Consider the following 13,089-nt stretch of genomic DNA (forward strand, 5'->3'; position numbering starts at 1 on the left):
CCATGTCGGCGCGTTACGTACTCGGGGTGAACATCGGCTTCCACGACTCCAGCGCCGCGCTGGTCCGCGACGGCGCGCTCTGCGCCCTGGTCGAGCAGGAGCGGGTCAGCCGCCGCAAGCACGCGGTGGGCCAGCCGCCCGCCGAGGCGGTCGCCGCGTGCCTGGCGATGGCGGGCATCGCCCCGCAGGAGGTGGACACCGTCGCCATCGGCTGGGACTTCCGGGACATCCCGCTGGGCCGCAACCGACGGTTCACCGCCGAGGGGCTGCGGGCGATGCTCTTCCCCGACGACGAGGACCTGAGCATGCCGGCGGTCCGCTGGGTGCCGCACCACGTCGCGCACGCCGCCAGCGCGGCGTACAGCTGCGACTGCGACGAGGCCGCCGTCCTGGTCCTCGACGGCGCCGGCGAGACGCAGTCGACCTCGTTCGGCCGGTACGCCGACGGCGAGATCGAGATCCTGCGGGAGTGGCCCGTGGAGCAGTCGCTGGGCTTCTACTACAACGCCGCCGCCGAGTGGGCCGGGCTGGGCTACTGGGGCACCGGCAAGCTGATGGGCCTCGCCGCCTACGGCAGACCCGGTCCCGGAGCGCCGGTGCGAGGAGTTCCCGGCGGGTACGAGCTGGTCCGCGGCACGCCCACCGCCGAGGTCCCCACCCGACGCGCCGCGACACTCGGCCCGCTGATGGCCTACTACCCGGCCGTCGCCGAGTCGCTCAAACCCGAGTTCGGCAAGCTGTTCCCGTACGCGCCGCGCACCGGTGAGGAACCCATCGCGTACGCGGACTTCGCCGCGACGATCCAGCAGGGGCTGGAGGAGACGGTGCTGTCCCTGGCCGCCGATCTGCGTCGGCGGGTGGACACCCCGGTGCTGGCGCTCGCCGGCGGGGTGGCGATGAACTGCACGATGATCGGGGTGCTGGTCCGCAGTGGACTCTTCGACCGCGTCTACGTCCCGCCGGTGCCCACCGACGCGGGGGTGTCCCTGGGGGCGGCGCTGGTCGCGGCGCGGGAGTGCGGGGAGTTCACGCCCACCCGCCTCGACCACGCGTACTGGGGTCAGCCGATCACCACGGAGGCCGGCGAGGCGGCGGCCGCGCGCGCCGGCATGGTGCACCGCCGTCTCGGCGACGACGAGTTGGCCCGCTCCGTCGCCGGTGAACTCTCCCGGGGCCGGATCGTGGGCTGGGCGCGCGGGCGGGGTGAGATCGGGCAGCGGGCGCTCGGCGCGCGCAGCCTGCTGGCCGATCCGCGATCCCGGCGCAACCTGGAACGGCTCAACGTGCTCAAGGGCCGGGAGATGTGGCGTCCGGTGGCGCCCAGCATCCTCGCCGAGCATGTGTCGGAGCTGATCGAGGGGCCGGTCGGCGAACCGTCGAGGTTCATGCTGGCCGCCGCGTCGCTGCGCCCGGACGCCCGGCTGCGGGTTCCGGCGGTGACCCACGTGGACGGCTCCGCCCGCCCGCAGACCGTGCACCGCGACACCAACCCCGGCTACTGGGCGCTGATCGAGCAGTTCCGGCAGCTCACCGGCGTGCCGGCGGTGGTCAACACGTCGTTCAACCTGGCCGGTGACCCGATCGTGAACTCGGCCGCCGACGCGGTCGACACCTTCGTACGGGCCAAGGAGATCGACCTGTTGGTGCTCGGGGACGCGGTGGTGGCCCGCAGCGAAGCCGACCTGCCGGCCTGATGTGCGAGGGGCCGCCCGGTCGGGCGGCCCCTCGTGTCGAGCGGGCTCAGACGCGGGTTGTCCGCCGGTCGCGCCGCCACACCTGGCGGAGCCGGTCGACGAAGAAGTCCCGGTTCACCCAGTAGAACTCCAGCCAGATGTTGTCCGGGTCGCGAAGCCAGATCTGCGAGCCCGCCTCGTGCTTGGAGGTGGTGATGCCGGAGTGCGTGACGCCGACGGCGTCCAGGTGGGTCACCCACTCGTCCAGGTCGGCGCGCTCGGGCACGTGGTAGGCCAGGTGGTGCAGCCCCGGGCGCCGCTCGTCGAAGCGGTCGGTGCCGCCGTCGGGCGGGTCCACGAGGCAGCCCAGCACCACCGAGGCGAACGACGCCGTGTGCAGCAGGGTGCGGAAGCGGAAGCCGGACTCGGGTGGCGTGACGTCGTTGACCACCACCATCTCGAACACCGAGCAGTAGAACGCGGTGCTGCGTTCCAGGTCAACGACGGTGAGGTTGATGTGGTTGCGACCGTCCAGGCGTGGCATCGCCGGTCTCCTCAGGCCGTCCGGCCGGCCGCCGCGACGGCCGGTCTGCCCAGGGGCTGGCCACCGTCGGGCGCGGGCACCGCCGGCACGGCCTCCAGGACCGACATCGACGAGGTCGGCGTGATCCGCGACAGCCGGAACCCGGCGTCGTCGAGCAGCGCCCGGAACTCCGGCTCGGTCCGGGTCCGCCCGCCGAACAGCGCGAGCGCCTTGACGTCCATCACCTTGCCGGTGTCGTCGTGGTTGCCGTAGCGGCTCACCGACTCGACGATGACCAGTCGGCTGTCGGGCCGGGCGGCGGCGCGGACGTTGCGCAGGATCGCGGCGGCCTGCTCGTCCGGCCAGTCGTGGATGATCGTCTTGAGCAGGTACACGTCGGCGCCCTCGGGCAGCGGGTCGAAGAAGCTGCCGCCGCGGACCTCGCCCCGGTCCGCGACACCCGCGCGGGCCAGCACGTCCGGCGCCTCGGTCACCACGTGCGGCAGGTCGAGCAGGATCGCGCGCAGCTCGCGGTGGCGGGCGAGCAGGCCGGCGACGAAGGTGCCGTGCCCGCTGCCCACGTCCACCAACGTCCGGGCCGTGCCCAGATCCAGCGCCGGCGCCACGGTACGCAGCACGAACGGGTTGACGCTCTCGGCCGACCGCTCGAACCGGACGCACTCGTGCCGGTGGTCGGCGAAGTGGTCGTAGTAGCGCGTGCCGCCGTGCACGTGCCCGAACGCGGTCTCGCCGGTGCGCAGGCTGTGCGTCAGCCGCGCCCACGAGTAGATGTCCGGCGGCATGAGGGGGAAGCACTCGCGGACCGAGAAGGGGTGGTCGCTGCGCAGCGGTTCGGCCAGTGGGGTGAGCCCGAAGACCTCGGGCGTGACCTCGGTGAAGATGCCCCGCCCGGCCAGCGCGCGCAGGCCACGGGTCAACGCGCCGGGGTCGGCGCCGACGCGCCGGGCCAGCACGTCCACCGGCAACGGACCCTCGATGAGCTGGTCGGCGACCGCGAGGTCACACATGACCCGGATGGTGAACGGAACGATGTAGTCGGCCAGTTCGGTGAGGCGGGTGACCGACGCGAGGTCGATGCGAGGCGTCACGGACATGTCCGTACGGTATCCGGTCGAGCGTTGCGATACCAGATAGCATACGAGACACTTGATACGTGCATCTGAACCTGTTCACCCAGTGCTCGCCGTCGCCGCAGTTCAAGGGGTTCTGGCGGCACCCCGCCGACCGCAGCGCCACCGGCTACCGCGATCTCGGCTACTGGGTCGAGCTGGGTCGCCGGCTGGAGGCCGCCTGCCTGGACGCGCTCTTCTTCGCCGACGTGCACGGCACCTACGACGTCTACCAGGGCTCCTGGCGGGCGGCCGTGCGGCACGCCGTGCAGATCCCGTCGATCGACCCGCTGCTCGTGCTGCCGGCGATCGCGGCCACCACCTCCCGGCTGGGCCTCGCCGTCACCTACTCGACGACCTACCACGCCCCGTACGAGTGCGCCCGGGTGTTCAGCTCGCTGGACCACCTCACCGGCGGACGGGTCGCCTGGAACATCGTCACCTCGTATCTGCGGTCCGCGTCGGCGAACGGGCTCGGCTCGTACCTGGACCACGACGAGCGCTACGACCGGGCCGACGAGTACGTCGAGGTGGCCCGGCGGCTGTGGGAGGAGAGCTGGGACGACGACGCGGTCCGGCGTGACGTCGCCGCGAACGTCTTCACCGACCCGGACCGGGTGTGCGAGATCGGCCACGAGGGGCGCTGGTTCTCCGTGCGGGGCCCGCACCAGTGCGAGCCGTCGCCGCAGCGCACCCCGGTGCTGTACCAGGCCGGGGCGTCCGGACGGGGGATGACCTTCGCGGCCCGGCACGCCGAGGTGGTCTTCCTGACCATGGCGGACCCGGCCAGCGGCGCGTCGCAGGTGGCCCGGCTGCGCGCCGAGGTGGCCGCACACGGGCGTGACCCGCGCTCGGTGAAGGCGTTGCAGGGCAGCATGGTGATGGTCGCCCCGACGCGGGCGGAGGCCCGCCGACGTGCCGAGGAGTACGTGGCGCTGTGGAGCGGCGAGGGCCAGCTCGCCAAGTGGTGCGGCTGGATGGACGTGGACCTCGCGGCGTACCCGGACGAGACGCCGGTGGCGGAGATCGCCGGGCAGGGCAGCCAGAGCTTCGTGGGTTTCCTGCGCCGGCTCGGGCCCGAGCGCACCTGGACGGTCGGCGACGTGCGCTATCTGGTGGCGACCGCCCGCCGGCCCCGCACCGGAGCGCCGGTGACCCTCTTCGGCACGGTCGAGCAGGTCGCCGACCGGATGGAGGAGTGGTGCGCGGTGGCCGACGTGGACGGTTTCAACCTGATCCCCTGCCCGACGACCCAGGGCATCGACGACATCTGCGACCTGCTGGTGCCGGAGTTGCAGCGCCGTGGCCTGTTCCGCACCGCGTACGACCCGGCCGAGCGGACCCTGCGGGAGCGCTACTTCGGCGCCGGCGCGCCCGTTCCGGCCCGGGTGCCGGCCCGGGATACGCCCGCGCCGGCGGAACCCGCCGCCGCGCGCGGCTGACCCGCTGAGCCCACAGCCGGCTCGCACGCCGCTGAGCCCACGGCCGGCTCGCACGGCCGGCTGGAATGCCGACGCCGTGCGGTCAGAACATCGTGGTGTCGACGTCCGCGCCGGCCAGCAGCGCGCCGACCGTGGCGTAGCTGTCGCGGCTGTTGACGAAGTGCTGCGTCGCGGTGTTGATGTCGCGCAGTCGCCGTTGCAGCGGCGAGGAGTCGAACACCGTCGACGCGCCGGCCAGCGCGTACGCCGTCTGCACGGCCTGTAGCGCGGTGGCCGTGACCTGCGTCGCGGTGGCCCGCAGGCAGGCGCGGTCCAGCGCGCTGAGCACCTCGCCGCGCCGCGCGGTCTCCCAGGCGGTGGCCGCCTCGCAATGCAGCAGCGCCCGGGCCGCGCGCAGGGCCACGTGCGCCTCGCCGAGCCGGTCGTGGAACACCGGGGAGTCCGCCAGTGAGCGGGTGCTGAACGTCCGCCGGCGGCCGGCGGCGGCGTGTGCCGCCGCGTCGTGCACGGCCCCCTGGGCGATGCCGAGGTCGACAGCGGCGATGAGCAGCCCGGCCTGGGCGATGCGAAAGACCGTGCGGCGCACGTCGTCGCCGTCGCCGACCAGGCTGAAGCCGCGGTGCTCGGGGCAAATTCGGCTGGCCGCCCGCACGTCCTGGCTGGCCGTGCCACGCAGGCCCAGCACCTGCCAGGTGTCGACCTGCTCCAGCTCACTGGCGGGGAAGAGCACCATCCGGGTCAGCGGAGCCCCGTTGGGCAGGGTGCGGGGGGTCCGGCCGTCGAGCACGATGCAGTTCAGGTAGATCCAGCTCGCCTGCGGGCTGCCGGTCACGAACGGCCACTGGCCGTTGACCCGCCAGCCGCCCGCGCCGTCCGGGGCGGCCCGGCCCTTCGGCGCGACCGCGCCGGCGCCCAGCACGTCCGGGCCGTGCGCGTAGATCTCGTCGCGGGCGGCCTCGGGAAAGCAGGCGAACAGCAGGTGGGCCAGGCCGACCTGCCCGATCAGCCAGCCGGTGGAGGCGTCCGCCGTGGAGAGCTGCTCGATGACGCGCAGCGCCTCGCCCAGCGGCAGGTCCGCGCCACCGTACGCGGCCGGCACCAGCATCCGCAGGCAGCCCGCGGCGCTCAGCTCGGCGAGAACGTCCTCGGGGACCCGGCCCGCCCGGTCAATCTCGGCCGCCCGCTCGGCGAGCGCGGGGAGCAGTCCGTCGACGCGGGGAAGCGTACTGGTCACGGTTGGACTCTATCGCCTTCCTCGTATCTTGTTTAGCCTTGTATCTGCTATCAATCTCGGATAGACGTACTGGGGGAGGAGGTGACGGGCCGATGACCGAACGCGCCGTTGCGGAATCGCCGCTGCTGAGCTGGCTGGAGCATCCCCGGCAGGACCGGGGCGTGCACTTCGCCGCCGCGGGCGACGACTGGACCTTCCTGTCGTACGCCGAGCTGGCCGAGCGGACCCGGGTGATCCTGGCCGGCCTGCGGGCGGTCGGGGTGGTCCCGGGCGACGTGGTGTCCATCGTCGAGCCCGCCGGCCCCGACTTCGTCGCCACGCTGTTCGCCGCGATGGCCGCCGGGGCGGCGCCCTCACCGATCGCCCCGCCGCTGAACTTCCAGGACCGCGCGGTCTACGGCGAACACGTCCTGGGCCTCCTGCGCGCCGCCGCGCCACGGGTGGTGGTCTGCGCGTCCACCCTCACCGCGGCCATCGCGCCGCTGGCCGCCACCGCCGGGGTCCGGCGGGTGCTGAGCGCCGACGAGCTGGCCGACGCCGCCGGCGGCTCCCGGGGAGCGGTCGCGGCGCCCGGCCCGCTCGCGCTGCTGCAGTTCACGTCCGGCTCCAGCGGCCGCGCCCGGGGCGTGCAGGTGCCGCACGCCGCGCTGGCCGCCAACGTCGCGGCGATCCGGCGGTGGCTGGCGATGACCCCCGACGACCCGACCGCGTCCTGGCTCCCGGTGCACCACGACATGGGCCTCATCGGCTGCCTCGTCACCCCGGTGGTCAACACCAGCGACCTGTGGCTGATGCCGCCGGAGGAGTTCGTCCGCAACCCCGGGCGCTACCTGCGCTGCTTCGGGGCACGCGGCGCGCGGCTGACCTCGATGCCGAACTTCGGGTTGGAGTACATCGCCCGCCGCGTGCGCCCCGAGGCGCTGACCGGGCTGGACTTCTCCGCCTGGCGCGCGGTCATCGTCGGCGCCGAACGCGTCGACGCCGAGGCACTGCGCCGCTTCTGCGCGCTGCTCGGCCCGCACGGCTTCGACCCCCGCGCGCTGCTGCCCGCGTACGGGCTGGCGGAGGCGACCCTGGCCGTCACCGGGCTGCCGCTCGACGAGCTGTACCACGCCGTCGAGCTGCGCCCCGACCGGCTGCGGCTGGGCGCGCGGGCCGTCCCGGACCCGGCCGAGGGCGTCGACGGCGGCGTCGAGGCGTACCCGGTGGTGGGCTGCGGCCGGCCGCTGACCGGGGTACGGGTGCGGATCGTGGACGAGGCCGGCACACCGCTGCCGGACGGGGTGGTCGGCGAGATCGAGGTGCACGGCCCGTCCGTCGCCCAGGGGTACGTCAACGCCGACGACTCGGCGTCGCAGACCGCGCTGGGCGCAGGGGTGCTGCGCACCGCCGACGCCGGGTTCCTGCACGACGGGCAGTTGCACGTGCTGGGCCGGCTCGGCGACAGCATGAAGGTCCGCGGCCGGGCGGTCTTCGCCGAGGACCTCGAATGGGCCATCTGCCGCCCCGGGGTGCCGGCGCAGCGGATGGCCGCGCTGCTGGGCCACCGGGGCGGCACCGCGACAGTCGTGGCCGTGTTCGAGCAGGCCCAGCCGGAGTGGCTAGCCCAGGCGGAGCGCGAGCTGCGCCGCCGGGCGGAGGGCGCGCAGGTCGTCATCGTGGACGCCCCACGCGGCACCATCGCCCGCACCTCCAGCGGCAAACCCAAACGGCGCCAGCTGTGGCAGGCGTTCGTCGATGACCGGCTGCCCGGCACCGTGGTCACCACGGGAGCGGCCGGTCAGCGGGACCAGACCGAGCAGACGACGACGGCGTCCTGAGGGACGTTCGGACAGGAGGCGGGAATGACCGACGCGACCAGGTCGACGACAGCCGAGGTGCGGACCGAGGCGGAGGTGCGGGACTCGGTGACGGCGATCGTCACCGAACTGGCGCCCAACCCGGAGCAGACCGAGGGGGCGGGTGACTCGCGGCTGGTCGAGGACCTCGGTTTCCACTCCCTCGCGCTGCTGGAGTTGGCCTTCACCCTGGAGGACGAGTTCGAGCTGCCGCCGATCGACGAGACGACGGCCCGCAAGATCGTCACGATCGACGCGGTGGTGGAGCACGTGAAGGACATCCTGCGCTCGCGCGGCGAGCTGGCCAGTTGACCGGCCGCCCGGGGAACGCACCGGGCGCGGCGACACTGCGCGGCCCGACGCCCGGCGAGTCGGACCAGCGGGCCCGGGCGTTGTCGCTGCGGCTGTTCCTGGCCATGCTGCACACCCAGGAGCTGCTGGCCGGCTACCTCGGCGCCCGGCTGGGGCTGTACGAGGCGCTCGACCGGGGCCCGGCCGACGTGGCCGAGCTGTGCGCGCGTACCGGGATCGACAGCCGGTACGCGCGGGAGTGGCTGGAACAGCAGGCCGTCGCCGGGTTCATCGAGGTGGACGACGTGACGGCCGCCCCCGAGCGGCGGGTCTACCGGCTGCCGCCGGGGCACGCCGAGGTGCTGCTCGCCTCGGACAGCCCGCTGTCGCTGGTGTCGCTGACCATGCTGCCGCTGGGCGGGGTGGCCGGCGCGTTGCCGGCGCTGCTCGACGCGTACCGCACCGGTGCCGGGGTGCCCGACGAGATGTACGGCGACGACTGGCGGCACGGGCACTCGGGCGCCAACCGGGCGCTGTTCACGTACTCCCTGCCCGGTTGGCTCTCCTCGGCGCTGCCGCACCTCCACCAGCGGCTCACCGCCGCGCCGAGCCGGATCGCCGACATCGGCTGCGGCGCGGGCTGGGCGGCGATCGCGCTGGCTGGGGCGTACCCCCTCGCCGAGGTCGACGGCTACGACCTGGACGCGCCGACGGTGGCCGCGGCGCAGGCGAATGCCGCGTCCGCCGGCGTGGCCGACCGCGTGCGGTTTCACCGGCGCGACGCCGTGGATCCGGAGCTGGCCGGCCGGTACGACCTGGTCTGCGTCTTCGACGCGCTGCACGAGATGAGCCAGCCGGTGTCGGTGCTGCGGGCGTGCCGGCGGCTGCGCGCCGACGGTGGCGCGGTGCTGGTGCTCGACGCCAAGGTGGCACACCGGTTCGTCGCACCCGGCGACGAGATCGAGCGTTTCCAGTACGCCACAAGCGTGCTGCACTGCCTGCCGGCCGGTCTGGCCGGGCCCGACTCGACGGCCAGCGGCACGGTCCTGCGGCCCGCGCAGGTCCGCCGGTTCGCCACCGAGGCGGGCTTCACCGACGTGCAGATCGTGCCGGTGGACGACCGGTTCCACCGGCTGTACCACCTGACCGGCTGAGAGGGGGCGGGGGAGGGCGGCGACGCCGTCCCCCGCGCCGGCTCAGCCCGCCAGCTCGGCGCCGAGCGCCCGCTTGTCCACCTTGCCCACCGGAGTGTGCGGCAGCGCCGTGCGCAGCTCCAACCGGTCCGGCAGCTTGTACGCGGCCAGCCCTCGCCCGGTGAGGAAGTCCCGCAACTGCCCCAGGGTGGGGGCGTCGGCGCGGGGCACCACCACCGCGCAGGTCTTCTCGCCCAGGACCCGGTCGGGGACGGCGAGCACGGCGACCTCGCGGACCCCCGGGTGGGCGAGCAGGTGCTCCTCGACCTCGCCGGCCGGCACCTTCTCGCCGCCCCGGTTGACGACCTCCTTGATCCTGCCGACCACGACCAGCTCACCGGTCGGGGTCCAGCGGACCAGGTCCCCGGTGCGCAGGAAGCCGTCCGGGGTGAAGGTACGCGCGTTGTACTCCGGCACCCGGTAGTAGCCGCGCAGGGTGGTCGGACCGCGCACGATCAACTCACCCACCTCGCCGGGCACGACCTGCCGGCCGGCGTCGTCGACCACCTGGAACTCGTCGGCGTCGGACAGCGGACGGCCCTGGGTGTGCGCGGCCAGCTCCGGCGGGTCGTCCGGGCGGGTGCAGCAGATCGGGCCCTCGGCCATGCCGAAGAAGTGCGCCAGTCGGATCCCCAGCTCCCGGGTCACCCGCTCGGCCACCGCCGGGCTGAGGTTGGCGCCACCGACCTCGACCACCAGGCCGTTCAGGTCGGCGCCGAGCATCGGCGCGAGGTCGGCCCACAGCGGCAGGAAGGGCGGCATCAGCGTGGTCAGGGTGACTCGCTCGCGGGCGATCAGCCGGAACGCCTCGTCGGGGCTGGGACTGCCGGCCAGCACGGCGGTGGCGCCGACCCGCAGCGCGCCGAGGACGCCGGGGCAGCCGAGCGCCGCGTTGTGGGCGACCGGCAGCGCGGCGAGATAGACCCCGTCCGGCCCGAACCCCATCGCGGCCGCGGTCGCCCGCAGCTGGTACGCGTAGTCGTCGTGGGTGCGGGGGATCAGCTTCGGCAGGCCGGTCGAGCCGCCGGAGAGCAGGAAGAACGCCACGTCCGACGGGTCCGGGGCGGGCAGCGGCACCGGATCGGCGTCCACGTCGGACAGGGCGGTGAACTCGCCGGGGTCGCCGACGACGAACACCTCCCGCAGCGACGGCGTCTCGGCCCGTACGTCGGCGGCGAGTTTGCGCAGGTCGTAGCCCTGGACCTGGTCGACGGTCACGTACGCGACCGCCTCGGTGTGCGCGCACAGGTGGCCGATCTCCGCGCGCCGGTGCGCCGGCAGGGCCAGGACGGGCAGCGCGCCCAGGCGGAACAGGGCCAGGCACAGCACCACGAACTCGACGCTGTTGGGCAGTTGGACCACCACCCGGTCGTGCCGGCCGATGCCGTGGGCGCGCAGCCCGGCGGCCATCCGGTCGGCCCGGCGGTCGAGGTCGCCGTAGCTCACCCGCTGCCCGTCGGTGACCAGCGCGGCGCGCTCCGGGTCGGTCCGTGCCCACTCCCGGCCCAGGTCAGCGAGGGATTCGCCGCGCCAGTAGCCCTGCGCGCGGTAGCGCTCGGCCAGCTCCCGCGGCCAGCTCACACATCCGTCCAGCATCCCGTGCCTCCCGTGAACGACGGTGACAGCGACCCGCTCACAAGCTAGTGTGCAGATACACGAGATACAAGACACGTGATAGTGGAGGCGGTTGATGCTGGCGGCGCGGCCCCGTACCGACCTCGGTGCGCTGACCCGGCTCACCGAACTCGCCGACTACATCGTGCCGTTCACCATCCGGGTGATCGCCCAGCTCGGCGTCGCCGACCAGCTCGTCGACGGGCCGCGCCCGGTGACCGAGCTGGCCGAGGCCACCGGCGCGCACGCCCCGTCGCTGCTGCGCGCCCTGCGGGCGCTCGCCGGCAAGGGCATCTTCACCGAGGTCGAACCGGAGGTGTTCGGCCTGACCAAGCTCGCCGAGCCGCTGCGCACCGACCACCCGCTGTCGCTACGCGACGCGTACCCCCTGATGGCCGCGGACGTGCGCGCCTGGGCCGGGCTCACCCGGTGCCTGCGCACCGGGGAGGCCGCCTTTCCCCGCGTCCACGGCGCCGACTACTGGTCCTACCTGGCCGGGCACCCCGTCGACAGCCTCGCCGTCGACCGCTGGATGTCGAGCCTCACCCGGCTGCACCTGCGCACCGTGCTGCCGGCGTGGCCGTGGGCGCAGGCACAGCAGGTCGTCGACGTCGGCGGCGGTGACGGCGCGTTCCTGGCCGGCCTGCTCAGCCGCTGCCCGCAGCTGCACGGCACGCTGCTCGACCTGCCCCACGTGGTGGCCGCCGCGCCGGCCCTGCTCGCCCGGGCCGGGGTGGCCGACCGGTGCCGGATCGTGGCCGGCAGCTTCTTCGACCCGCTGCCGGCCGGCGCCGACCTGTACGTGCTCAAGACGATCCTGCCCGGCTGGGAGGACGCCGACGCCACGGCCATCCTGCGCCGCATCGCCGCGGCGATGGGCCCGCGGAGCCGGCTGCTGCTGCTGGAAGCGATCATCCCCACCGGCGATGTCTTCGACGTCGCGAAGCTCGTCGACCTGCACACCCTGGTGCTCACCGGCGGTCGGCACCGCACCCGCGACGACCTCGTCGACCTGTTGGCCGGCGCGGGCCTGCGGCTGGACCGGTTCGTCGCCACGCCCACGCTCACCGTGATCGCCGCCGGTCCCGCCGGGCCGCAGCTGACATCCCCCTAGGAGGTATCGATGGCCCCGAGCCGACCCCGGATCGACATCGAGTCGGTGTTCCGACTGACCGAGCTGGCCGACTACATCGTGCCGTTCACCGTGCGCGCGGTCGCCGAACTGGGCGTCGCCGACCAGCTCGTCGACGGGCCGCGGCCGGTCAGCGAGCTGGCCGAGGCCACCGGCGCGCACGCCCCGTCGCTGCTGCGCGCCCTGCGGGCGCTCGCCGGCAAGGGCATCTTCACCGAGGTCGAGCCCGAGGTGTTCGGCCTGACCAAGCTCGCCGAGCCGCTGCGCACCGACCACCCGCTGTCGCTGCGCGACGCGTACCCGCTGCTGGAGCCCGACATCGAGGCGTGGGCCCACTTCGACCACAGCATCCGCACCGGAGAGGCGTCGTTCGACCAGGTCCACCCCGAGGGCTACTGGCCGTACATGGCCGCCCATCCGCACGACAGCGCCCGCTTCGACGCCTCCCAGCAGGCGGCCACGCGGCTGGAGCTGCGGGCCGCGCTGCCCGCGTACCCGTGGGGTGAGCTGACCACAGTCGTCGACGTCGGCGGCGGCAACGGCGCCTTCCTCGGCGGCATCATGGCCCGCTTTTCGCAGTTGCAGGGCACCCTGTTCGACCTGCCGCACGTGGTCGCCGAGGCCGAACCGGTGCTGCAGAAGCTCGGCGTGGCCCAGCGGTGCACGGTGACCGGCGGCAGCTTCTTCGAGACCATCCCGGCCGGCGCGGACGCGTACCTGCTCAAGCGGATCCTCTACGGCTGGGACGACGACAACGCCGTACGACTGCTGAGCGCCGTGCGGGCGGCGATGCGGCCCGACAGTCGGCTGCTGGTGCTGGAGCCGGTGGTCGAGGCCGGCGACCGCTTCGACGTGGGCCGCCTCTACGACCTGCTCCTGCTGGCCATGGTCGGCGGCGGCGCCCGCTCCCGCGAGCACATCGAACGGCTGCTGGACGCCGCCGACCTGCGGCTGGCGCGCAGCGTGCCCACCATGATGTTCCCCATCCTCGAGATCGTCGCGAAGACGGAGGCGTGAGC

11 protein-coding genes are annotated in these 13,089 nt (G+C 73.9%); 7 read left to right on the forward strand and 4 right to left on the reverse strand.

Going from position 1 to position 13,089, the window contains the following annotated elements; translation table 11 throughout:
* Positions 1–2 precede the first annotated feature (2 nt).
* The gene (locus ACFYPH_RS23855) at positions 3–1,694 is read left to right on the forward strand and encodes a carbamoyltransferase (protein ID WP_387184678.1); all 1,692 of its coding nucleotides are present in this window, start codon (positions 3–5) and stop codon (positions 1,692–1,694) included.
* Positions 1,695–1,740: 46 nt separating this feature from the next.
* Here ACFYPH_RS23855 and ACFYPH_RS23860 read toward each other — a convergent pair whose 3' ends face one another.
* The gene (locus ACFYPH_RS23860; RefSeq protein WP_355138906.1) at positions 1,741–2,217 is read right to left on the reverse strand and encodes a VOC family protein; all 477 of its coding nucleotides are present in this window, start codon (positions 2,215–2,217) and stop codon (positions 1,741–1,743) included.
* 11 nt (positions 2,218–2,228) lie between these two features.
* Entirely contained in the window at positions 2,229–3,311 is a 1,083-nt protein-coding gene (locus tag ACFYPH_RS23865) for a methyltransferase (RefSeq protein ID WP_387184681.1), read from the reverse strand.
* 59 nt (positions 3,312–3,370) lie between these two features.
* Between ACFYPH_RS23865 and ACFYPH_RS23870 the strand changes: the two genes are divergently transcribed.
* Positions 3,371–4,768, forward strand: a complete 1,398-nt coding sequence (locus tag ACFYPH_RS23870) for an LLM class flavin-dependent oxidoreductase (RefSeq protein ID WP_387184684.1) — start codon at positions 3,371–3,373, stop codon at positions 4,766–4,768.
* An 82-nt stretch (positions 4,769–4,850) separates the two neighbouring features.
* Here the strand turns inward: ACFYPH_RS23870 and ACFYPH_RS23875 are convergent, their stop codons facing one another.
* The gene (locus ACFYPH_RS23875; RefSeq protein WP_387184686.1) at positions 4,851–6,002 is read right to left on the reverse strand and encodes an acyl-CoA dehydrogenase family protein; all 1,152 of its coding nucleotides are present in this window, start codon (positions 6,000–6,002) and stop codon (positions 4,851–4,853) included.
* 92 nt (positions 6,003–6,094) lie between these two features.
* Between ACFYPH_RS23875 and ACFYPH_RS23880 the strand changes: the two genes are divergently transcribed.
* From ACFYPH_RS23880 to ACFYPH_RS23890, 3 genes are read left to right on the forward strand one after another with little or no spacing between them, the layout of a single operon-like run.
* The gene (locus tag ACFYPH_RS23880) at positions 6,095–7,822 is read left to right on the forward strand and encodes an AMP-binding protein (RefSeq protein WP_355067521.1); all 1,728 of its coding nucleotides are present in this window, start codon (positions 6,095–6,097) and stop codon (positions 7,820–7,822) included.
* A 24-nt stretch (positions 7,823–7,846) separates the two neighbouring features.
* A complete protein-coding gene (locus ACFYPH_RS23885) occupies positions 7,847–8,152 on the forward strand; it encodes an acyl carrier protein (protein WP_007460186.1) in 306 nt (101 codons plus the stop codon).
* Complete coding sequence (locus ACFYPH_RS23890; protein ID WP_387184690.1) at positions 8,149–9,285, forward strand: class I SAM-dependent methyltransferase; 1,137 nt, start codon at positions 8,149–8,151, stop codon at positions 9,283–9,285. The genes ACFYPH_RS23885 and ACFYPH_RS23890 overlap by 4 nt, the downstream gene beginning before the upstream one ends.
* Before the next feature lie 42 nt (positions 9,286–9,327).
* Here ACFYPH_RS23890 and ACFYPH_RS23895 read toward each other — a convergent pair whose 3' ends face one another.
* Complete coding sequence (locus ACFYPH_RS23895) at positions 9,328–10,920, reverse strand: (2,3-dihydroxybenzoyl)adenylate synthase (protein ID WP_387184693.1); 1,593 nt, start codon at positions 10,918–10,920, stop codon at positions 9,328–9,330.
* Between the two features lie 94 nt (positions 10,921–11,014).
* On the opposite strand from ACFYPH_RS23895, the gene ACFYPH_RS23900 reads away from it, so the two are divergent.
* On the forward strand, positions 11,015–12,052 hold the full coding sequence (locus tag ACFYPH_RS23900; protein ID WP_387184696.1) for a methyltransferase: 1,038 nt from the start codon (positions 11,015–11,017) through the stop codon (positions 12,050–12,052).
* Between the two features lie 9 nt (positions 12,053–12,061).
* Positions 12,062–13,087, forward strand: a complete 1,026-nt coding sequence (locus tag ACFYPH_RS23905) for a methyltransferase (protein WP_387184698.1) — start codon at positions 12,062–12,064, stop codon at positions 13,085–13,087.
* Positions 13,088–13,089 lie beyond the last annotated feature (2 nt).

The sequence above is a fragment of the Micromonospora sp. NPDC005252 genome, assembly GCF_042872475.1.
In the GTDB taxonomy this organism is placed as follows: Bacteria; Actinomycetota; Actinomycetes; order Mycobacteriales; family Micromonosporaceae; genus Micromonospora.

What these genes read in the sequence shown, in the direction of transcription:
- ACFYPH_RS23865 (WP_387184681.1), bottom strand. Translation starts at nt 3,311, where the DNA reads ATGTCCGTGACGCCTCGCATCGACCTCGCGTCGGTCACCCGCCTCACC.
- ACFYPH_RS23860 (WP_355138906.1), bottom strand. Translation starts at nt 2,217, where the DNA reads ATGCCACGCCTGGACGGTCGCAACCACATCAACCTCACCGTCGTTGAC.
- ACFYPH_RS23880 (WP_355067521.1), top strand. Translation starts at nt 6,095, where the DNA reads ATGACCGAACGCGCCGTTGCGGAATCGCCGCTGCTGAGCTGGCTGGAG.
- ACFYPH_RS23905 (WP_387184698.1), top strand. Translation starts at nt 12,062, where the DNA reads ATGGCCCCGAGCCGACCCCGGATCGACATCGAGTCGGTGTTCCGACTG.
- ACFYPH_RS23885 (WP_007460186.1), top strand. Translation starts at nt 7,847, where the DNA reads ATGACCGACGCGACCAGGTCGACGACAGCCGAGGTGCGGACCGAGGCG.
- ACFYPH_RS23900 (WP_387184696.1), top strand. Translation starts at nt 11,015, where the DNA reads ATGCTGGCGGCGCGGCCCCGTACCGACCTCGGTGCGCTGACCCGGCTC.
- ACFYPH_RS23855 (WP_387184678.1), top strand. Translation starts at nt 3, where the DNA reads ATGTCGGCGCGTTACGTACTCGGGGTGAACATCGGCTTCCACGACTCC.
- ACFYPH_RS23895 (WP_387184693.1), bottom strand. Translation starts at nt 10,920, where the DNA reads ATGCTGGACGGATGTGTGAGCTGGCCGCGGGAGCTGGCCGAGCGCTAC.